Annotated in this window: 12 protein-coding genes and 3 pseudogenes; 4 read left to right on the plus strand and 11 right to left on the minus strand. The window is 42.4% G+C overall.

The window, feature by feature from the left end; genetic code table 11:
• Window positions 1-11: 11 nt before the first annotated feature.
• From FIV01_RS18020 to FIV01_RS20635, 3 genes are all read right to left on the minus strand, one after another.
• Window positions 12-1,142, minus strand: a complete 1,131-nt coding sequence (locus FIV01_RS18020; protein WP_152432345.1) for an ATP-grasp domain-containing protein — start codon at window positions 1,140-1,142, stop codon at window positions 12-14.
• Window positions 1,126-1,725: a DedA family protein gene (locus FIV01_RS18025; protein ID WP_152432346.1), complete on the minus strand. Its 600-nt coding sequence runs from the start codon at window positions 1,723-1,725 to the stop codon at window positions 1,126-1,128. Before FIV01_RS18025 ends, FIV01_RS18020 begins: the two co-directional genes overlap by 17 nt.
• 206 nt (window positions 1,726-1,931) lie before the next feature.
• Complete coding sequence (locus FIV01_RS20635) at window positions 1,932-3,785, minus strand: carbohydrate-binding protein (protein ID WP_172971872.1); 1,854 nt, start codon at window positions 3,783-3,785, stop codon at window positions 1,932-1,934.
• Between the two features lie 557 nt (window positions 3,786-4,342).
• Here FIV01_RS20635 and FIV01_RS18035 point away from each other — a divergent pair.
• Entirely contained in the window at window positions 4,343-5,617 is a 1,275-nt protein-coding gene (locus FIV01_RS18035; protein WP_152432347.1) for a dicarboxylate/amino acid:cation symporter, read from the plus strand.
• 76 nt (window positions 5,618-5,693) lie between these two features.
• Here FIV01_RS18035 and glgB read toward each other — a convergent pair whose 3' ends face one another.
• The 3 genes from glgB to FIV01_RS18050 all read right to left on the minus strand — a co-directional run bounded on the left by glgB (window position 5,694) and on the right by FIV01_RS18050 (window position 12,773).
• A complete protein-coding gene (glgB, locus tag FIV01_RS18040) occupies window positions 5,694-7,838 on the minus strand; it encodes a 1,4-alpha-glucan branching protein GlgB (protein WP_152432779.1) in 2,145 nt (714 codons plus the stop codon).
• 213 nt (window positions 7,839-8,051) lie between these two features.
• Window positions 8,052-10,229 (minus strand): 4-alpha-glucanotransferase, encoded by a 2,178-nt coding sequence (malQ, locus tag FIV01_RS18045; protein WP_152432348.1) that lies wholly within the window; start codon window positions 10,227-10,229, stop codon window positions 8,052-8,054.
• A gap of 90 nt (window positions 10,230-10,319) precedes the next feature.
• On the minus strand, window positions 10,320-12,773 hold the full coding sequence (locus FIV01_RS18050; protein ID WP_152432349.1) for a glycogen/starch/alpha-glucan phosphorylase: 2,454 nt from the start codon (window positions 12,771-12,773) through the stop codon (window positions 10,320-10,322).
• Window positions 12,774-13,307: 534 nt separating this feature from the next.
• On the opposite strand from FIV01_RS18050, the gene malT reads away from it, so the two are divergent.
• Window positions 13,308-16,016: an HTH-type transcriptional regulator MalT gene (gene malT / locus FIV01_RS18055; protein ID WP_152432350.1), complete on the plus strand. Its 2,709-nt coding sequence runs from the start codon at window positions 13,308-13,310 to the stop codon at window positions 16,014-16,016.
• An 82-nt stretch (window positions 16,017-16,098) separates the two neighbouring features.
• Here the strand turns inward: malT and FIV01_RS18060 are convergent, their stop codons facing one another.
• The gene (locus tag FIV01_RS18060; RefSeq protein ID WP_152432351.1) at window positions 16,099-16,992 is read right to left on the minus strand and encodes a LysR family transcriptional regulator; all 894 of its coding nucleotides are present in this window, start codon (window positions 16,990-16,992) and stop codon (window positions 16,099-16,101) included.
• Between the two features lie 184 nt (window positions 16,993-17,176).
• Between FIV01_RS18060 and FIV01_RS18065 the strand changes: the two genes are divergently transcribed.
• A complete protein-coding gene (locus tag FIV01_RS18065) occupies window positions 17,177-17,533 on the plus strand; it encodes a MaoP family protein (protein ID WP_152432352.1) in 357 nt (118 codons plus the stop codon).
• Between the two features lie 38 nt (window positions 17,534-17,571).
• On the opposite strand, the pseudogene FIV01_RS18070 reads toward FIV01_RS18065, so the two are convergent.
• From FIV01_RS18070 to FIV01_RS18080, 4 genes and pseudogenes are all read right to left on the minus strand, one after another.
• A pseudogene (locus tag FIV01_RS18070) lies at window positions 17,572-17,664 on the minus strand (DUF3081 family protein); the annotation flags it as partial.
• A gap of 60 nt (window positions 17,665-17,724) precedes the next feature.
• Window positions 17,725-17,949, minus strand: a pseudogene (locus FIV01_RS20805) (DDE-type integrase/transposase/recombinase); the annotation flags it as partial.
• Window positions 17,950-17,962: 13 nt separating this feature from the next.
• A pseudogene (locus FIV01_RS20810) lies at window positions 17,963-18,076 on the minus strand (IS6 family transposase); the annotation flags it as partial.
• A 127-nt stretch (window positions 18,077-18,203) separates the two neighbouring features.
• On the minus strand, window positions 18,204-20,162 hold the full coding sequence (locus FIV01_RS18080; protein WP_152432353.1) for a PAS domain-containing sensor histidine kinase: 1,959 nt from the start codon (window positions 20,160-20,162) through the stop codon (window positions 18,204-18,206).
• Window positions 20,163-20,594: 432 nt separating this feature from the next.
• Here FIV01_RS18080 and FIV01_RS18085 point away from each other — a divergent pair, with 432 nt between their 5' ends.
• Entirely contained in the window at window positions 20,595-21,992 is a 1,398-nt protein-coding gene (locus tag FIV01_RS18085) for a cbb3-type cytochrome c oxidase subunit I (RefSeq protein WP_152432354.1), read from the plus strand.
• Window positions 21,993-21,996: the final 4 nt, after the last annotated feature.

Here is a 21,996-nt window from a genome sequence, read left to right on the forward strand (position 1 = left end):
AAGCAGTGCGATTAATCAGTCATTGGGTAGAGTTGAGTTAGCAGTTTTTCCTCACGCCAGGCCTGCAATAATGCGCCTAGGGTAGGGGTCTTATGACCTTGTTTTTTGTGCTTCGAACCAATTTGGTACAACAAACGATACTGCTGAAGCAAAGTGCCAAAAATGTGTGATAGGGAGGTGTCGCTATCCCAGATGTGGGCAGCTTCACTGCTGGCCCCATTAATTTCTAAGATATCGAAATCTTCTCCAGACATTAGCTTATGAATATCTCTAAATTTCACATCCAATCGACCATAGTTAAAACCGGTGAACTCTCCCAATATCTGATCTAATTTCTGCTCAAGCTCTGGCGTAATAAATTGATTGCCATTACGGAAAATGCATCCTCTTGAGTGACTACCAGCAAATGCCAACTGAAATTCGTCTCCTTTTGGTATAACAAGCCCCAGATGTTCCTTATGACGCGGGAGGTACAAATGCTTTAATTGTCCTGCTCTTGGACAGCTTTCAATCAACCGTTTGAGCGTCGATTGACCGTCTCCCAAAACAGAAGGAGAATATTTCAAAGTAATCGAAATAACTTTTCCGCGCTTTTCTTCAGGCTGACGTACGTAGAAAATCCCCGCTTCCGCCCGATAGCCAGATTTTTCTTGGAGTAAAAAGCGCCCTTGTTGGGGGAAAAGATCAATGTAGTCTCGCAGCTGTTGGTCATTTTTGACTAACTTCACTCCTACCCCTCGACAACCAAGATCGGGCTTAGCGACCAGTGGATAGCACAATGCATGCTGCTGCATTTTATCTTTGATAGTAATAAATTGTTTCGCAGCATCAGCTTGTGTTTTCTCTATCGTAATAAAGGGCAAAATCCATTGGCGTGTTAGCTCCCCAGCGGCACCAAAAATGTCATGTTTCGACTCTCCAACCATACCACTCAGTTTGATGGCTGGATTGACAATCAGAGGCAGCGCCCAGTCTCTGTGATAAAGACTTAAGATGGCACTTTGTGCCACAACAGGTGCGTAGACAAACCAGGCTGGCAGAAACTCAAAGGGCGAAATAGTCCGTTTAGGGGCAGGAAGTATTGGCATACCACCATTAACTTTGCCTTGTGGAATTATTTGAATATTATCGAACGTTGTCATACATGCCTCTTAATAAGGTCGTTGTAATAATTTTGTTTAGCATCCACATTAAGCATAGCCCCACTGGTATCAGTGCCCAGATAATGTGACTATCTTTGAGCCAAGCCACATTCCCCAGCTGATAAAATGAGCCAAAAATCAGAATTGTCCAAAGTGAGGTTGCACTGATAACCGCAACTAAAAAGCGCAAAATAGGAATATCGATAAAACCACTTAGGGTGAAGCCGACGGTACGTAGTCCTGGAATAAACCGAACAATAAATAAGGTTGCAAATGCATTCTGATGCAATTTCCTGTTGATCAGTCGAACTCGCTGATACTGAAACATCCGATAACGCAACCACCGAATTCGCTGAGCGCTTTTACCCATAAAATACAAACCCAGATCGCCAGTCGCGATACCGACAAAAATAGCAAACAGTGCGGTGCCCATTGGCATTACCTCTTGCACTGCAAGGGTAGCCGCTGTAATGATAGCTAAATCTTCAAGTAAATAAGAAAGTAGAATGATGCCAATAAATAGTGCGAAAACAGACGAGCTTCCAGCGTATAACCAAGCCTGTATCTGATTTGCTAGCTCCATTTCAACCTCGACTTTCCTGCCAAAACCACCACACTACATACCGACTAAAGCAAAGTCTTCAATGAGCGTCTTAGTTAACTAGATAGAAATACACCCAATAAAATTTCACCTAAATACAATTTAGTTGAAAAAAAAACGCCATGAATAGGAATTCATGGCGTTTATCATCGATCTTGATTCGCTTAGAAGCGATGCAAAAGTATCATTTACGGACACATGTTGCTGGCAGCGCCGGGGAAACGCCACACTTTATTATACGTATCACCTTCAGCAGGATCCGGTGTATCTCCTTGCGTCCACCATTGATTCTGATATTCCTGACCTTGGTATGTAACCGTGGTACATTCAACACTGTATTCTGTTGATGCATTCCACTCTGCGCCATCAACAGGAGGAGGCGTGATTCCACCATTACCATTGTCACCGCCATTACCGTCACCTGTGATCTCTCCACTAACCGCACCGAGATCTGCTGTACGAGACTCTAGCTGTCCAAATGCTTGATAGAGGAAATCAAATAAAGCACTGCGCTGAGATTCATCGGACAAAGAGTATCTAGTCTCAAGAGTGACTCCAGCAGTTTCTACCGCTTGAGCAAATGCTTGCTGTGCTGTAGCTTCATCAATTAGAGTTGGCAACTGATCTTGCTGGGTTTTATAGGATAGTTGAGCAAATACTTTGACAAACACAGGCTCGAGATCAGCCACTGTGAACTGCTGGTTGTTTGTCATATTGAGGCCAGATGCAACTAAGTCCTCTCCAAACAACTGATCTGCATAGAAGGATACTTGACGAGGATAACGGTACCACCACTCTTCTCCTGAAGCAGATATCTTTTGTTTATACTCTTCTGGGCCTAAATCATAGCTGTTTAAATATGGTAACTCTGAAGTAAAGTCGAAAGTTGTTCCGTCTCCATAAGCATCGACACAAACATCAAGGTAATCACCAAATGCAACACTATAGCTGCCAGCATTGTAAATGACATTTATTAAGAAATCGGTCAAACGAAGGGCATTAGGATCGCTAGTAAATCTCTCATCCTTAAGTGCTGTATTAAAACAAGTGTTCCATGCTTCTTGGTTCTGGTACCAGCTTTGACCAGCCAAAACTTCTAAGCGGTTAATATCGTTAAATTGGAAATACGTCGCAGCGATTGGGCCAAAATAAATATCTTCTAGGGAATCAGGGCCAACTCTCTCACCTTGCACACCACTGTCCTGATCATCAATGGTATAACCCAAACCTTGATATAGTGCGTCATAGTTTATTAGCCCTAAAGAGCCTGCGGTTGTCGTATCTGGTAGACGCTTATTGTAGTCATTAATTTGGTATGGACCGCCTTGACCTACGGCCAATAGTGAACTCGCATAGTTTGGCTCATGAATAGGTTGTTTTTTGGCCTCCGCAGAATAATCAGGATTGATTCTAGAATCCGATAGACCCGCTTCTTGTAATAATTGTGACAAAATTGAACCGACTAAGTACTCCTTATTGAAATTAACTTCAGGGTATTTTTTCTCAACAAGGTAAGAATACAAAGTACCGGCAATCAAGTTAGAAATAACCACATCAGTTGCATACGGTGTATTTAAGTTAAAAACATCAATGGTTGTCTGTGCATCATCATAAGGGAAAGTAACGTGATGGATAATGGCATTTTCAGTGGGCAAGGCATCTGTGCCACCCTCAGTTCCGCCGCCACTTCCACCGCTCGGCGTTCCATCAAAAACCACATCGGCAGAAAACTCTGGCCATTGCTGCATTTCTTGGCCAGCTGCATTCCCACCAGATACAACGAAAGCCCCATTACTCCATATAGATTCACCGACGTTAACGCCTGGTACTTGTGGAATAGACTTAAATTCCATTGCATAACTGCTGAGTTGACTTGTATCTAAACCGCCTTGATCACTAGGGCTGGCCTTATACTGGCAATACCAGCCTGGCGCACAATTATCAGGAGAGAAAGTTAATGTTTGCTCTATTGTATCCGCTAGTACGTTCCATGATGGAAGCAAAGCGACCCCGACTAATACACTCAATTTATTGAATTTCATATATAACCTATCTATGTTTTATGTCCATACAATCACATATAATAATGAGTTATTTCACACCACAAAATAACACCCATAAAACTAACAAAACATGATCGATAGGCATAATTAAATTTTATAAAAACATTGTTGATCGGCAACCAATCAACCAATTAACAACAATTCACAATTAATAGAAACGACTTTATTTTTCATCGTTAATAATGTTGTTTTTGTTAAAATCTATAAGTTTGAACACAATGATAAGTGCTTAAAAACCCTAGGTTACATGGGAAAAGCCACCTCTTCTTTTAAGCCTACTATATGACATTAGCATTAGGGATAAAGGTGGGAAATTGAGAAAAATCATGGTGAACCATAGGGAAAAATGCCGAGATGAAAAATAGTTCTCTTAAAGAGTCTTTTCAAAACAATATCTATCGACTTCTTATAACTTTATCTTTGGTTATGTAACCAAAGTCTACTATCCAATCTAGGGATTTTATTTTACCCTTCGTCTCTTATTCGACTTCGTCTCTTCATAAGGCGTTCTTTCAAATAGATACAAGGAACAAGGCATGGGAGCCTTTTTAAAACAATCATTAACTACCCAAATTGTTATTGCTGCATTCGTTGCTTGGGCTACAACTCAGTTACTACCCTTTGAAAAACAAACTTTGCTAGCACTAAGTGAACCTCTATCCCTCATCAAGCTAGTTTATTTGGGTCTTCTAAAAGCCATTGTCGGCATCATGGTGATGTTCAGTTTAATCGAAGGTATTAGCAATATCGGAAGCCTTGTCAGACTGAAACAAGTTGGCTCCGTTGCTGTTGTCTACTACTTAATCACGACAACCATTGCAATATGCATAGGCCTAGGCGCTGCGCTTATGATGCCTGAATGGACTCCCCTGACTTCTGCGCCTCCTGCCGCGGATAGTTTAACCCTAATTGATGATTCATCCGCTCAAGGGGTAAGCATTTTAAACAAGCTGTTTTCTATGGCACTCATGAACCCAATTGCCGCCTTGTCAGGTGGTAATCTACTTGCCATCGTCACCTTTTCTATTCTTATTGCGATAGCACTGCTGGCAACTTTAGATAATTCTCATCCTGTTTTTGAGGTTGTCAAAGGTGTCAATCAGAGCATTTCTACCCTAGTTAGAGGTATTATTCGCTTAGCGCCATTTGCGGTCTTTGCTATCGTTTTCGAGCTAACAATTGAGTCTAACAGTACCTTGTTTAGCCAATTATTCGAGTTTGGCTTGCTCGTCTTTGGACTGACCATGATTCACAGTTTGATCGTGCTGCCTGTGATTGCAAAACTGGCCACAGGCACATCGCCAATTCCGCTGTTCAAAGCGATTTCAGCGCCTATGTCCATGGCTCTCGCTACCTCTTCAAGTTCAGCAACTCTGCCTCTTAGCTTACAAACCGCAAAAGAAAAGCTTGGAGTATCTGACTCCACAAGCAGCCTAGTCTTGCCTATGGGAGCAGTAATGAACATGGATGGCACCGCCCTATTTGAAGGTGTTGCTGCCGTTTTCCTAGCACAGCTCTTTGGTATTGATCTTTCAACAGGCGCTATTGTGATGATTTTCCTAATGGCGATGGTTTCATCAGTTGGGGCACCGGGAATGCCCTCAGGGTCGATGTCTGGCATGCAGTTAGTCCTATTGGCCGCAGGGATTCCTCTTGAGGCAATCGCGATTCTTCTTATCATTGAAAGACCGCTTGATACCTTTAGAACTGCCGTTAACGTACAGGGTGATTTAATCGGTTCTATGGTCGTCGATCGCTGGAGTCGAAAGCATTCAGCAGAAACTCCCAAACACACCCAAGTGACAAACTAAAGCTTAATTAACCACAATATAAAACGCCCACTAACTCAAAAGTTAGTGGGCGTTTACTTTTCTTAGATAAAGTAATCTACTGTAGCTTATAAAACACACTCGCCAGTGGCGGAATTTTCATTCTTAATGACTGAGAATGGCCTTCGCTTTCAACTGGCTCTGTCAATATAGAGTCAGGAACTGAATAGCCACTCCCTGCATAACGAGTATCGTCTGTACTGAGTAACAATTGATATTCACCAGCTAATGGGACACCAAGTCGAAAGTTTTCATGCGGCACTGGCGTAAAGTTGGTGACCACTAAAATACGCTCATGAGAGTTCAACCTTTCATGCGCCAAAATAGAAGCTTGTGCTGCATCTTGTAAACGCCATTCAAAACCACGAGGTTCGCAATCAAGCTCATACAGAGCGGGCTGAGAGGAGTATAGTTGATTTAAGTCGCGGACTAAAGATTGCACACCCTGATGACGCTCAAACTTAAGTAAAAACCACTGCAATTGATCTTCATGGTTCCACTCCGCTGTCTGGCCAATTTCTGTGCCCATAAAATTAAGCTTTTTACCCGGCTGCGCGTACATATAACCTAAATAAGCTCTCAGATTTGCTGTCTGCTGCCATTCATCTCCCGGCATTTTGCTATGAATTGCCCCTTTACCATATACAACTTCATCATGAGATAAAGACAGTACATAGTTCTCACTGTGTGCATACACCATAGGAAAAGTAATAGTGTCATGATGGTATTTACGATGGACAGGATCCTCTTTGATATAGGTTAGCGAATCATGCATCCACCCCATATTCCACTTAAACCCAAAACCCAGCCCACCAAGAAACGTTGGGGTCGATACTCCAGGGAAAGCCGTTGACTCTTCAGCGATCGTCATTGCATTGGGAAAATGAAGATAAACCTCTTCATTCATCCACTTTAACGTTGCAATAGCGTCGTAGTTTTCATTTCCTCCATCGACGTTGGGAATCCACTCATCGTGGCTGCGGGAGTAATCCAAATACAACATTGACGCTACAGCATCAACTCTAATTCCATCAATATGAAATTGTTCAAACCAATACAAAGCGTTAGCAACAAGAAAACGGCGTACATGTTCACGACCTAAATCATAAATGTAAGAATTCCAGTCTTGGTGCCAACCACGACGAGGATCAGGATCATGAAACAGAGGAGTGCCATCAAAGTTTGCCAACCCATGGTCATCGGAGGGAAAATGCGCGGGAACCCAATCAATCACAACACCAATTCCCGCTAAATGACATTGATCGACAAAATGCTTAAAGTCATCTGGCGAACCAAATCTGCTGGTGGGCGCAAACAAGCCCACAGGTTGATAGCCCCAAGAACCATAAAATGGATGCTCAGATACGGGCATTAACTCTATATGGCTGTAACCCATATCTTTTACGTAAGGAATAAGCTGCTCGGCGAGTTCACGATAGGTAAGAAAGTCACCGTTTTCTTTTCGACGCCAAGATCCCAAGTGAAGCTCATAAAAAGACAGAGCTTGTTTGGTTTTTGCAGTAACGGGGCGGCTCTGCCACTGTGAATCTTGCCAATTATATCGGCTGTGATCGTATGTTAATGAGGCAAAGGATGGGTATTGCTCCGCATAAGCCCCCCAAGGGTCAGCTTTGTGCGGTAAACCTCTACCATCTGGACCTTTAAGTTCAAATTTGTATTTTTCGTTTTCTTGTAAGCCAGGAATAAAAATGCCCCACATACCATAGTCTAACCTTTGCATTGGGGTGCGGCGACCATCCCATTGATTAAACTCTCCGACTAAACTGCACGCTGATGCATGAGGTGCATAAACAAGAAACCGTACACCTTGGATACGCCTACCAGCACGTTGTAGAGTAACAAATTGAGCCCCCATGTGATGATACATACGTTTGGGTGTATGTAAGTCCTCATAGTCAGCGTATATCTCATGATATTGGTAGGGGTCATCAAAGATGTATTCATCATCTTGCCAAGTCACAGCAAGTTTATAATGAGTTTGACTTAAATCGCAGCTCTCACGCAGCACAAACCCTGAGTCCACTTCTCGTTCTAGGGCCAAACGTTTTTCGCCCTCAATAATTAATTCAACTTTATCTGCACCTGGCATCCAAACTCTTAGCGCACAACGTTTTGATGCTTGATAGGGTCCCAAAAATGAAAATGGATCGGCGCAAGATGCACTCGATAGCTGATCATGCATTGCGTTATTTTTGTCTTGTATTATCGTTTTCAAACGATTCTCTCCCTAGCCTAAATTAGTCGGCAATTAACTCAAGTTATTCTGGCCAAGAGCATCCTATATGAATACGCACTTAACGGGCTCTATGCCTTATTAGATGCACGTAAGCCCGCTCTAAAATGCGGGCTCTTTTATCACCAATAGCTTGTTATATAAAACTTGATCCTAGATAGACTAACCTGCTTTACTGCGCTCTTTAGTTAGCTTACTGGCTATACGATTCACCCCTTCTTTGGCAAATATTTCATCAAGATTCATAGAGAGCTTGCGCCGCCAGTTAGGGTACTCATCAGTGGTCCCTGGAATATTGACTGGCTTATCCATTTCTAACCAGTCTTCAAGTTGCACACTAAACAGTGCTGAAGACCCCGCCGCGACATGTTGCTGAAGACCTTCTGCGAGATAAGAGTCCATAGGAACATATTGAGCGTCACGGCCCACCCCTTCAGGTAAATAACCATGCCATGCTACAGAGTCAAGAATTCCTTGCTTGCTTTTTAATCGGTTGGTAAATAAGCGCTCCAACTGATTCTTATCGGGGTATAAACCCAGCTCTTGGCCCATTTTGAGATCATCGCAATGCCAGAAGCCCCGTAGGGTTGGCATATCATGGGTACATAGTGTAGCCATTGACTGCTGCGTATAGTGTTTGGGTGAAATATAGCCACCATCTTCCTCTGATGTTTCAAAGAAAAAGACTTTGTAAGAATGAACACCAGCTTCACTTAAGAGTTTATCAATCCCTTTCGGAACGGTTCCTAAGTCCTCACCAATAACACTGCATTGATGACGGTGCGATTCAAGCGCAAGAATAGATAACATATCCTCAACGGGATAATACATATAGGCGCCTTGAGTGGCATTTTTTCCAGTTGGGATCCACCACAAACGCAGCAAGCCAAGCACATGGTCAATACGTAATGCGCCGCAATGCTTCATGTTAGCTTGTAAAAGCTTAATGTAAGCATCATAGCCAGTAGCTTGCAGAGTCTGTGGGTTAAGGGGAGGCAATCCCCAGTTTTGTCCCAAAGGCCCTAATACATCTGGCGGAGCGCCGATACTGACATCCATAACCAAGTTGCCATTGTCAGCCCAAGTTTCAGCTCCAGAATTTGCAACCCCGACAGCCAAATCTCGATACAAACCAATAGACATCCCTTTTTCTTCGGCTAATGCCTGAGCCTCTTGAATTTGGATATCTGCAACCCACTGTAGATACATATACATATGTACTTGGTCGATATTGTCAGCAATAAAATTTTCAACTGCCTTGCTATCAAAATGTTGAAGATCTTGCGAAAAGGCTGGCCAGCCCCAAATTGTTTGATTTTCACTTTGCAGAGCAGCATGTAATGCATCAAAAGCAGCTTGGTGTAACAAACTTTCCCCACCCTGCTCTGCAAATGCTAAAAAGGCCTCCGCTCTATTGGTGCATTTATTTAGATGGCGTTTTTTAAACTCTCGGTAAAGTAAAGGAAGCACACTCAGCTTTAGATTCGCAACTTCTGTGTAGTTTACCCAATGCGCATCTCGTACTTTGTGCAAGCGCTGTTGAAAGTCTGCGCTACCCACTTTTTGCTGAGCCTCAACACAGAGCGAAAACTCAGCCACCGAGCTGACGTCTATATACATGATGTTTAGCCAGCGGCGTGAAGACGGACTGTACGGACTCGCGGCTTCTGGATTGGCAGGAAACAGAGCATGAATAGGGTTCAAACCGACAAAATCTCCTCCCCTTGAACCAATATCAGATACCAACTGTTTTAAGTCCCCAAAGTCACCTATACCCCAGTTATGCTGAGAGCGAAGCGTATAAAGCTGTACGCTTGGCCCCCACATTTTTTTGCCGCTGTTGAGAGCTTCTTGCTTGTAACAAGATCTAGGCGCAATAATCAAGGTCATGGTATAAGGTGATTTACGGCGTTTACGAGTCATAGTGAGTTTGTGATAGCCCCATTCTAGGTCACTGGGTAATGCAAAGACCAGAGGGCCTCCTGAACTTCGCTCATCACGCACAATCTGTGATTGTAGATACCCCTCTAATACAGCGCCTTGCTCGGTTTCAAGGCGCCAGCTAAACTCACTTTCACGAGCACTCCTTCCCAAATTCATGCTTACATATACAGGATCGCCATCACGAACAACTAGTACTGGGTTTAAAACCTCTTGTTTGTGCTTTTTATCCGCCGAATGAATTAACTTTTCCTCTGAGGTTATGTCGTAACCTAAAGAGGCCAATAAATCGCGAATAGTCTGATCTTCAACTTGTGTTTCTTGACCCCATGCACTGACGTAGCTAGTGGCAATATTAGCCATTTCAGCGACTTGTTCTAATGCGTTTTTTTGTGTCATCGCTAACTCCGAAAAACTCTCTACCTTCCATGTATTGAGTGTTGATAAGTAAAAGCCAAGCCCATAAATGACTTGGCTTGATGAGTATTACTAGCGCTCAATAGCTTCCAATTTCCAGATATTATTAACGTAATCTCGAATTGAGCGATCTGAGCTGAACTTACCGACTAATGCCGTATTGAGTATCGCTTTTTTCGCCCAACTGCTTTGGTCTCTATACTGCCTATCCATGTCCTGATGCGCCTGCACATAAGACGCAAAATCAGCAAGACACAAGTAGGGGTCACCGCCATCAAGTAAACTGTCGTAAGTCGCGCGCAATCTGTCCGGTTCACCTGATGTAAACTCGTCTCCTAGAAGAAGATCCAACGATGCTTTGAGTAAGGGATCAGCATGGTAATAATCGAATGGGTTGTATCCGTTGCTTCTCAATGAGACGACTTCATTCACATCGAGACCAAAAATATAGATGTTGTCATCGCCTACTTCTTCACGAATCTCGACGTTCGCGCCATCCATAGTGCCAATCGTCAATGCACCGTTAAGTGCCATCTTCATATTGCCAGTGCCGGACGCTTCCTTACCTGCTGTTGATATTTGTTCCGATACGTCAGCTGCTGGGATGATGATCTCAGCAATACTCACTCGATAGTCAGGAATAAATACAACCTTTAGCTTGTTACCAATTCTCGGATCATGATTTATCTTCGCGGCAATCTTATTAATAGCGAATATGATGTCCTTGGCCAGATGATATCCAGGCGCCGCTTTGGCCGCAAAGAAGACAACACGAGGGACCATATCAAACTCAGGATCATTGAGTAATCTATGATATAGCGACAAAATATGCAGCATGTTTAAATGCTGACGCTTGTACTCATGTAAACGCTTTATCTGCACATCAAAAATAGCCTTGGTGTCGAGTTCCACATCCAGGTGCTCTTTAACCCAATCAGCAAGACGCTGCTTATTGCGCTTCTTAACCGCCATAAATTGCTGCTGGAACTCAGCATCATCGGCATACTGAGCGATTTGCTCAAGCTGCTCTAAGTGTGCTGGCCATTCATTGCCAATTCTACTTGAGATAAGTTCAGACAAGTCTGGGTTACAAAACTTCAACCAGCGACGTGGAGTAATACCATTAGTCACATTCTGTAGCTTAGATGGGTACAAGTCATCAAATTCAGGAAACAAATCGCGCTTAACCAACTGGGAATGAAGGGCCGCTACTCCATTTACGGCATAAGAACCAATAACACTTAAGTTAGCCATTCTCACCATACGATGAAAGCCTTCTTCAATGATGGATAGCTTTTGTTGCTTCGCTACATCACCGGGCCATTTTCGGCGTACCTCTTGCAAAAATAGATGGTTAATGTGGTAAATAATTTCCATATGGCGTGGAAGCAATCGCTCAATTAATGACTCACTCCAAGTTTCCAAAGCTTCTGGCAGCAAGGTGTGGTTAGTATAAGCAAATGTCTCAGAGCTTATGGCCCAAGCCTCATCCCAGCCTAGACCTTTCTCGTCAATGAGAATACGCATCAATTCTGGAATAGCAATGGTTGGGTGTGTATCGTTTAATTGAATGGTTTCGTACTTGGGCAAAGAAGCTAGCGTATGCCCTGCCTCTTCATGACGACGTAAAATATCTCTCACAGATGCCGCAGAGTGGAAGTACTGCTGCATTAAGCGTAAGGTCTTTCCCTTCTCGTGATTATCATTTGGATATAAGACTTTGGTAATATTCCCAGCATCAATCAGGGCATGCTGAGCTTCAAAATAATCACCATTGTTAAAGCTCGCCAGTGAGAAAGGCGCAATTGCTCGACATTCCCACAAGCGCAAAGGATAAACGGTATCCGATTGGTAACCGACAATTGGCAAGTCCCAAGGCATAGCTTTTACAGACATACCAGGTATCCAGCGCCGCTTTTCTTTGCCCTCTTCTTGATAAACCTCAACGTGACCGTAAAAACCAATTTCTTGAGCAAGCTCAGGACGAGCAATCTCCCACGGGTAACCTTCAACACATCGCCAAGCATCAGGCGATTCCTGTTGATGTCCATCAACAAAAGATTGCTTAAATAAGCCATATTCATAATGGAGGCCATACCCAACAGTTGGAAATTCTTGCGCTGCCAAAGAATCCATAAAGCAAGCTGCCAACCGGCCCAATCCTCCATTTCCCAATGATGGATCTCGCTCTTCTTCCAGAAGATCGGTCAAGCTTTGTCCCAGATCTGTCATTGCCTGACTCACCTGCTCATACAGTCCAAGGCTAATTAAGTTATTACCCGTCAAACGACCAATTAGAAACTCAAGAGATAAATAATTAACACTTTTCGCGTTGTTAATCTTGCTATCTTGCTCAGTTTGAAGCATATCAAACGTTGTCAGTTCAGCCAGCGCACTTCCCATAGCTAAATACCAAGAACGGCTACTGGCCCTTTCTTCTGTCGTAGCATAAGTTGACGTTAAATGTTTCTTAACGCTTTGCTTAAATGCTGCCGTATCAAAACTTTTCTGTTGAGTAGGTTTCATTGGAGAATTCTCATCTATCGGGGTTAATCCATTTCAGCGATATCGTGCAATGACGCAATAACGGCAACATCCTCCTAACTCCAAAGCCTTTTAGGAGGAGGAGGTAGGGCGTAGAGTCTTACTACGCTTAACCTCAGTGATCTAACTCCCAAATACACTAGGCCCACAGTAACTGGCGGTGATAAAGATCACATCGCACAACGTGTTTAACCATAATCTTTGTTTAATGCCGCCAAGGGACAAAATTTTAACAAATTAATTTATATGCATACCTGATCACAAAACATCTCCTTTGACCGCGCAACTTTCATCAAGATAGGTGCAATTCTTGGCATTCGGTACAGCTACAGAGCCTCTTATAGGTGATTCACCTCCCAATTTTAGGGCGTAGATGAATTCAAAGTGTGAAATGTGCAAAAGTATGGTTGCTGATCAATAACGGCTTCCGAAGTTCTCAAGTAACATCGATGTCATTATCAGACGAACTCCAAAGATACATCCTTGTTATGATTATCAGAGCACAGGGGAAAAAAGATGTGGATTCCTTCTAAGCTAACTCGCCCAGGTCGTTTACACCATGCGATTACTCGACCGCGAGTTCTCGATTTGCTGCATAACGCACACTGCTACAAGTTGATACTTTTTCGCTCTCCCGCAGGATACGGAAAGACGACAATGGCCTCACAGTGGTTAATCGATAAGCCACATGTCGGCTGGTACAACATTGATGAAAGCGACAACGACGCCTTTCGCTTCGTCAACTATTTACTAAAAGCGTTAAATAAAGCAACTCATAACACCTGCTCTGTTTCACAAAAACTCGCCGAGAAGAGGCAGTTCTCTTCTCTTGATTCGCTATTTAGCCAAGTCTGTTCTGAACTTGTCCATTGTAACCAAGAGTGTTATTTCGTTCTTGATGATTTTCATCTCATTTCTAACACTGAAATCCACGCAGCATTGCGATTTTTGATCAAACACATGCCCGACAACCTTACTTTGGTTGTTACCAGCCGATCGACACCACCTATTGGCACGGCAAATCTAAGAGTTCGCGATTTGATGATAGAAATTGGTCATGAGTTTCTCGCTTTTGACTATGAGGAAACCAACCGCTTTTTCAGTGCTCGAATATCAGGGAATGTCGATAATGTTGTCGTGAGTAACATACGTGACTACGTAGAAGGTTGGCCATCAGCAATGCAGCTAATTGCACTTCAAACACTGAGTCAACACAAGAGTCTAGCTCAGTCACTTGAGTCCTACTCACAATTTAATCATAGCCATCTATGGGATTATTTGGTTGAGGAAGTCTTTGAGCAACTTGATACAGACACACGCCAATTTTTGTTACAATGCTCGGTTCTCGACCATTTTAATGATGTCTTAGCAAGCGAGCTTACGCAAAGAAAAGATGCCTTACATATTATCGAGTCTCTCAATCGTTATGGTTTGTTTATACATCCACTAGAAGGAGAACAAAACTGGTTTCGCTTTCACAATTTATTCGCTGAATTTCTTGCCCATGAACGCGCAGCGCGTATACCTCACCAAGTTGAAGATCTACATCAAACCGCAGCGCAGGCATGGTTAAAACTGTCATCACCTCATCAAGCGCTCCAACACATTCAAAAGGCAGGTAATCTAGACCTCACTGCAGAGATCCTGTGCAAATATGGCTGGGAAATGTTTAACTCTGGAGAGCTTCAAACACTAGAAGAAGCAATGAATACTCTGTCTCAAACACAGCTATACAGCCAACCTAAGTTATGTATGCTTCAAGCTTGGCTCGCCCAAAGCCAACACAGATATAATGATGTCGGTCATTTGCTATCCCTAGCTGATGAACAAATGAAAGCGCTCAATGTATCTCTAAATACTCAACAACTGGGAGAGTTGAATGCCCTACGTGCCCAAGTAGCCATTAATCAAAATGAACCTGAGAAAGCGTTAGAGCTCGCTGAACTGTCTCTTGGACAACTCGATAACAATGAATATCGCAGCCGAATCGTCGCTACTTCTGTAATAGGTGAAGTTAACCATGTGTTAGGGCATCTAAGCCGAGCACTGCCTATGATGCAACAAACAGAGAAACTGGCTCGGCAGTATCAAGTTTACCATCAAGCACTTTGGGCGATGCTTCAACAAAGCGAAATACTCATTGCTCAGGGGTATGTGCAAGCCGCATTCGAAGTACAAGAGAATGCGTTTAGATTGGTAGAAGAACACCAATTACAACAGGTACCAATGCACGAATTTCTCCTACGCCTTCGAGCACAAGTATTCTGGTGCTGGAATCGACTCGATGAAGCCGAAGAGTGCTCCTACAAAGGTCTTAGGGTTCTTGGCGACGCAAGCCCAAGTAAGCATCTGCATTGCTATTCAATGCTTGCCCGCATCTCAATAGCTAGAGGCGAGCTCGATAAAGCCAACAAGTTCATCGATAACATCCTACATTTACTCCAACAATCTACTTATCATGTCGACTGGATGGCTAACGCCTCGTTATCACTGATTCTGTTTTGGCAAGCGAGAGATGATATGTCATCTATGCAGCGCTGGCTGGATAATACCTCACAGCCTGAACAGGCTTGCAATCATTTCACTCAGCTTCAATGGAGAAACATTGCCCGAGCCCAAATAAACTTAGGTATGCTCGATCAAGCTTCAGAAACCCTAAACTTTTTACAACAGGAAGCAAATGCCTATCATTTGGTGACAGATAACAATCGTAACTTAATTATTGAAACTGTCCTTGCAACCGCTCAAAACGATGACACAAGAGCACAATTATTGCTAAAACAAGCATTAGAGCTGACTAACCAGACAGGAATTCTTGGTAACTTCCTTATTGAAGGAACCCGAGTTGGATCGGTTTTAGATGATTTGATCAATAATAATGAGCTCAGCGATCTTGAGTGTCACCGTGCTAAACAGTTACTCAAGGAGATAGCAAGTAGTCAACGAAGTCGTTCTGTGCATTTCGATGAAGATTTTGTTGATAAGTTAATCCATCATCCTAGTGTACCTGAACTAGTACGCACCAGCCCACTGACTCAGCGCGAATGGCAGGTGCTTGGGTTAATCTATTCAGGATTTAGCAATGAGCAAATTGCCCATGAGCTCGATGTTGCAGGAACAACGATCAAAACTCATATCCGTAACCTATATCAAAAGCTTGCCATTGCTAACCGTAAAGAAGCCATTACTACGGCCGAAAACCTATTGCAGTTAATGGGCTATTGAGTTTTTAAAATTTTATCTCAATGAAGTAGGGAGAGTCTGTTTTAAAGCAAACTCTCCCTAGAAATGAGCTATGTGAGCCAGCTTACTCATCCATAGGAAAATCTGCCATTTGTTGCAATGAATAAGCCGTCGTGGGGTCTATATCTCTCACCAGCTCTTCGACCTGCTCAATAGCTTCAATCGACGAGCTTGCTTTGCGATAACTCAGGTAAATGGGCCGATTCCAATCGTCAACGCCAGTAACTTTAAAAAGCTGTCCGCTGGTAATAAAAGGCTCGACGAGGGAAGTGGGTAAATAAGCACTCCCCCCTTTTTCCAGGATAAAGTCAAGTGCAATACGAGCCGTCGATGTTCTTAGGTACGGCGCTGGGATCTTAGGGTGTCTTCCCGCATGTTCTGAAGCAAATTTGGTTCCCCAGTCGACGTACACGTATTTGTCTTCAAAAACACTACCAATGTGATGTTCATCGGTAGACACCAGCACCAAGACTATGTCTGCCACTCGCTTACAGTAAAGTTCATCGGCCTTAATTTGATCGAATGCAAAGGCCATGTCCAAGGTTCGCTCTTGCAAGCTACGATTAAGAGACTCTCGTCCCATCACTTCAGCCATAAAGCCATAACCACCGAATGAATCAGTCACTACACTTAAACAGTTTTGCAAATATGCATCCCACACATTAGGCGTCCCGCCCATAGTTAACTGAAGCGCTTTGCCGCTTTCAAGAGATAGCTCCAATTTAGCCTGCTGAAGCGTCGCAACCATAACCTCAGCATAACTTACCAAACGTTCACCAGAGGACGTTAACTTGATATTGTTTCTGTTTCGAATGAAAAGCTGTGTATCAAAGTAATTTTCAAGTTGCTTGATACGTGCACTAACAGCTGCCTGAGTAATGTACAAATTCTCTGCAGCACGCCCAAAGTGACGCACATTAGCCAATTCTAAAAATGTCTTAAAAACTTTAACATCCATGAAAGACCTCGATTGGAATCAACCATCTTTACGGGTTCAACATAATTTCTACAAGATAAACCGATTCACACCTTTAATAAAAGTGTTTAATGGATACGATAAAAAGGTTTTGTTTTTCTTTTATGAAATTTAGGCCTACTTTTCGTTTTAGTTCAACTAAATATGGTAACAGAGGCGACCTGATATGTCTGACACTCTATTTCGTCATGGCAAAAAACGTTTTTTTGACAATGAAAAGTTTCCACGTGGTTTCGCCAAATCTGGCGATTTTACGCTGGCTGAGGAAGAAATCCTAACCCTTTATGGCGATACTATGCAGGGGTTAGAGACAGGGTTAATAGAGCCTGATAATGCAGAGGAAAAACACTTTATCAAAGTGTTAGAGAATCCCTCCAAAGCCAAGTCTAAACTCGAACGTGTATGGCTTAAGTATATTCAGCTTGCTCGAGGTAGAAAACGTTTCCACACATTAAATGGTCGGAGCAAACCTGAAACTGTGGAAGATTACTCAAATGACGGAACCTTAGTAGAAGAAGATTAAGTGGATATTAAAAGCCCCTTTACATAAGGGGGCTTCTACTACTTGGCCAACATGGAGACTTTCTTAAGAAAGCTGTCGCGCAAATGTTCTTGATCGTAATCAAGATAATATGTGTTATGAAAGCCCACTTTTTTAAGCGGTTCTGTCGCAAAGTTTATTCATGACGTGCAGGCAATAATCTCCAGACGCAACTATCTTGCGAGAGCGTAAAATCGCTCTACCGCGCTCTCGCCCTCCACCTCGATCTGCCCCCGTTTTAACATGGTCCACACCTCTCCGCCATGAAGTGAAGCTTTCGCTCCCTCGACGGATTTCCAACCCAAGGCTTGCCGAGTTTTCTGCTTCACCCAACGGTGACTCTGCTCCACTATATTATTGAGGTATTTGATATTGCAAATCTCTATCAAACACAGCATGAAGTAACCGGGCTACTCCACGCTCAAGTTGTATCTCTTCAATATCGCGATAGCTGAGCTTATAAGCAAGATAGTAACGAACGGTTTCGAGAATAATCTCAGAAGGAAAGTGACAACCTTTAAACATTAGGATCCAGAATGTTAAATCGAAATTGAGCAGACCTTAACCTAAAACTCTAAAGTTTGCGACAGAACCAATGTTATCCCCATTGGACATCCTGTAGCTAATCTCTTCAACTTACGAAATATCTATGTTAGATATGATATTCAATTCCAGCCGCCTTATCTCCAGCGTCAGGAGTTACCTTTGGTAAGGTCACTGTAAAGCTTACTCCTTCACCTAACTTAGACTTAAACTCAAGTTGCCCTTTTAGTTTTTGCTTAATCATGTTAAATACAAAGTTTAGCCCTAACCCCGAGTTTCCCTGACCTCTGTTACTTGTATAAAACGGCTCAAAGATTTTCTTATGGCTTTCCTTATCAACACCACAACCGTTATCTTTATAATCAAGCACAACTGATTCTTCCAGTTCGTAAACATTTATAGAAATTTCTGGGACTGGTTGCGACGTAAATGCATGAGCTAAACTATTTAATATTAAATTCGAAATAATTTGAGTTACGCAATCTGGGTAGCTATTCATAACAATATCTTCATCGACATAGACCTCCACTTTTACGGAAAGTTTGTTGATTTCTGAATCAAGATTTAAAAGTAGAGACCGAAGAATATCGGCTATATTAAAATTGGTCTTAATCTCTGTAGTCTGATCAACAGCGGTACGACGAAAGTCTTTAACTAATTGAGATGCACGGTTTAAGTTGCTTTGTAGCAGTTCGCCTCCATTTAGCACCTTATCTATGATTTCAGACAACTGCTGACTTGTTAGCGTCTGGTCAGAAAATGCCAATTGAAGTGAATGAATCGCCTCTTGGATAATTGATGCGGATGTCACCGCAATCCCCAATGGTGTGTTGACTTCATGTGCAACACCTGCAACCAATCCACCCAAAGAAGCCAATTTTTCCGATTCTATCAGCTGATCTTGTGTTGCTTTAAGCTCCACCATGTTTTTTTCTAGTGCCTTCGTTCTATCGGTAACTTTCTTCTCCAAGTTATGATTCAATTGCTCCAATTCGATTTGTGCTATTTTGAGGGCAGAAATATCAATTGCTGTCCCCCGATAGCCAACAAATTTATCACCTTCATATTTCGCAATAGCTTGCATCATCAAGTATGAAGTGTTGTCATTGATTTCTAAGCTCACCTCACATTGATGGAAGTCACGTTCGCTTTCTAGGGACTGACGCAAAGACTTGGATTCGACAAGTTGGGAAAAAGTTGGCAACTCACTATTCGATAGCGTGTCGAGCTGCATATTTTCTTTCATCGATTCTGAGCAATAAACAATATTTCCGCTGTTATCCGTTTCCCAGAGCCAATCGGAAGCAACCACAGAAAAATCTGAAAGACGTTCTTTTTCATGTTTGACATTGTTATACAGTAATGTAATGTCATCTCGGACCTTGTTTACGCCTTGACCTAACAAATCGAGTTCGTCTTTATTTTTAGCGAATACCCAGCGCTTTTTCACTAATTTAAGTGGTTTTCCAGGATGACGCGGATTAAATTGCCTCAAATAATGTGTGATCTGTACTAATCGTCGATTAACGTTGTAGTGGAATAAAATCAAAACAAAAAAACAAACTAACAAGGTTTTAATTCCATTAGCTATCATTATTAAAATAAATTGGTTAACAACATAACCCTGCACTTTCCCAATATCTGACTTTACAAGTACTTTGCCAATCATCTGCTCACCAATCCCGACATCTCTATAGATAATGGGAAATTCCGACGCTACTGCATTGCTATTTAAGTGTTTTCCGGCAGTAAAAATATCATCACCATAATGCACTTCAATATAATCGAGCTTAGAGAGTTTAGTCAGGCTATCTAACCTTTTTTGGAGCAAAATAAAGTCGAACGCCCACATAGAAGAAGCGATAGAATCCGTGTGAACTTCACCAATCTCATTGTGACGTTCAGTGATATGGTCAACTTGCGAACGATACTCACCGATCGTTTGCACCGATGTAATAATAAGAGTAAAAATACCACTCAAGATAACCATAGATAAAATGATATGCCGACCAATAGTACTCGACAGGGGATTGACCATCCCACGTTCTAGCGCACTCTTTAAAGTCATGAGGTATACTCGCAAACAAACTACAATAAGTATAAGAACAGAGCAGTGAAGCTGCAATGATACTCGTGATAGGGGTTGGGTGAATAATCCAGCTCACCATTCACATTCCTGAGTACCTTTACTGACTATGGTCACTCACATTTCCATCAGCATAAACTATTCACCAGACTGCTTAGTTTTCTCCTTGAGTACAACAAAGCCTAAACACCTAACCTTCAACAACGCTGCTCTTCTCGACGTTAAAATTAGTGATGTTTCGAAGGCTGTCGACTTCGCTGACGTAAAATCACGGTATGACCTATTAAGAGATAAGCCCAATGGCTAATTGTTCTATACTAAATTGTAGCTATTTTATGGGGTAAAGATATCGGAAAGTCATTTTAAAACCAATCTATAAATTATGTCGGATACAGTGATTCTCGGGAAAATATTATGAACTTCAAAGAAGAAGAAAAAATAACTCGGTTCTTTGTTTTTGCTGCTTTGGGGTGGGCGATCATTGGTATGCTCGTTGGCCTAGTCGCGGCAGCTCAACTATACGCGCCGGAGCTCAACTTCGCGAATGAGTACTTAAATTTTGGTAAAATTCGTCCTATTCATACCAATGTGGTCATATTTGGTATGGTATGTAACTTCTTAATGGGGTTATCTCTTTACATTCTCTGTAAGTCTTCATCAGCTAATTTGGCCTATAAGGGGCTGACTTGGGTTTTATTTTGGGGATGGCAGCTAGTTCTACTTATTGGTGTTGTAACACTATCAATGGGTTATACTTCTACTAAAGAATATGCCGAAATGGAATGGCCGCTAGATATAGCGATAGTCATTCTCTGGCTTATTTTTGCGCTAGTTTTCTTTACGACTTTAGGTCAAAGAAAGAGTAAGCACATATTTGTATCAAACTGGTTTAGTGGCGCAGTTATTATCGTTATTGCATTGATATTCGTAATGAATAACCTTGCAATGCCTTTATATGCATTTAAGTCCTATTCTATATTCTCCGGTGTCAGTGACTCCCTTGTTCAATGGTGGTGGGGTCATAATGCGGTAGGTTTTCTTCTAACAGCTGTATTTGTAGGTACCAATTACTATTTCATTCCTAAAGTCGTAGACAGACCAATTTACTCTTACCGATTATCCCTAATTACGTTTTGGGGTTTGATTGGTTTTTATACTTGGGCTGGTACTCACCATCTTGTCTACACCTCAGTACCGTCATGGATTCAAAATGTTGGGGTTGTCATGTCGTTGCTACTGTGGCTGCCATCATGGGCGGGCGCATTTAATGCTTGGATGACTGCAACATCGAATAAAGAAGCGTGGAAAACGAACCCAATTGTGTGGTTCTTCATGTCTTCAATTATTTACTACGCATTGGCTACTTTCGAAGGCCCACTAATGGCAATTCGTTGGTTTAACCAAATTGCGCACAGTACGAGTTGGGTAATCGGCCACGTGCATTCTGGTGCATTAGGTTGGGTTGGTATGACAGTGATTGCCACTTTGTACTACATGATTCCAAAACTACTGAATAAACAGCTGTTTTCTTACCGTCTTGTGAAAGTTCACTTTGTATTAGCTCACCTTGGTGTATTGTTCTACATCGTCTCTTTGTGGATTGGCGGAATTGGTCAGGGAAGTATGTGGTTAGCACTTACGGATTATGGTTCGCTTGCTTACACGTTCTCTCAAGTGTTGGATTTCATTAAGCCTTACATGCTAGGCCGCACAATCGGTGGAGGACTGTATGTTCTGGGGATGTTGGTAATGGTGTACAACCTATATATGACATCAAGACCTCAAATCGAACTGACAGAGCAAAAGGCTTAGTGAT

The organism is Vibrio aquimaris (assembly GCF_009363415.1).
GTDB classification, from domain to species: Bacteria; Pseudomonadota; Gammaproteobacteria; order Enterobacterales; family Vibrionaceae; genus Vibrio; species Vibrio aquimaris.

Coding starts and splice junctions, on each gene's coding strand:
- FIV01_RS18035 (WP_152432347.1), top strand. CDS start 4,343: ATGGGAGCCTTTTTAAAACAATCATTAACTACCCAAATTGTTATTGCT.
- FIV01_RS18065 (WP_152432352.1), top strand. CDS start 17,177: ATGTCTGACACTCTATTTCGTCATGGCAAAAAACGTTTTTTTGACAAT.
- FIV01_RS18050 (WP_152432349.1), bottom strand. CDS start 12,773: ATGAAACCTACTCAACAGAAAAGTTTTGATACGGCAGCATTTAAGCAA.
- FIV01_RS18080 (WP_152432353.1), bottom strand. CDS start 20,162: ATGACTTTAAAGAGTGCGCTAGAACGTGGGATGGTCAATCCCCTGTCG.
- FIV01_RS18060 (WP_152432351.1), bottom strand. CDS start 16,992: ATGGATGTTAAAGTTTTTAAGACATTTTTAGAATTGGCTAATGTGCGT.
- FIV01_RS18085 (WP_152432354.1), top strand. CDS start 20,595: ATGAACTTCAAAGAAGAAGAAAAAATAACTCGGTTCTTTGTTTTTGCT.
- FIV01_RS18020 (WP_152432345.1), bottom strand. CDS start 1,142: ATGACAACGTTCGATAATATTCAAATAATTCCACAAGGCAAAGTTAAT.
- malQ (WP_152432348.1), bottom strand. CDS start 10,229: ATGACACAAAAAAACGCATTAGAACAAGTCGCTGAAATGGCTAATATT.
- malT (WP_152432350.1), top strand. CDS start 13,308: ATGTGGATTCCTTCTAAGCTAACTCGCCCAGGTCGTTTACACCATGCG.
- glgB (WP_152432779.1), bottom strand. CDS start 7,838: ATGCATGATCAGCTATCGAGTGCATCTTGCGCCGATCCATTTTCATTT.
- FIV01_RS18025 (WP_152432346.1), bottom strand. CDS start 1,725: ATGGAGCTAGCAAATCAGATACAGGCTTGGTTATACGCTGGAAGCTCG.
- FIV01_RS20635 (WP_172971872.1), bottom strand. CDS start 3,785: ATGAAATTCAATAAATTGAGTGTATTAGTCGGGGTCGCTTTGCTTCCA.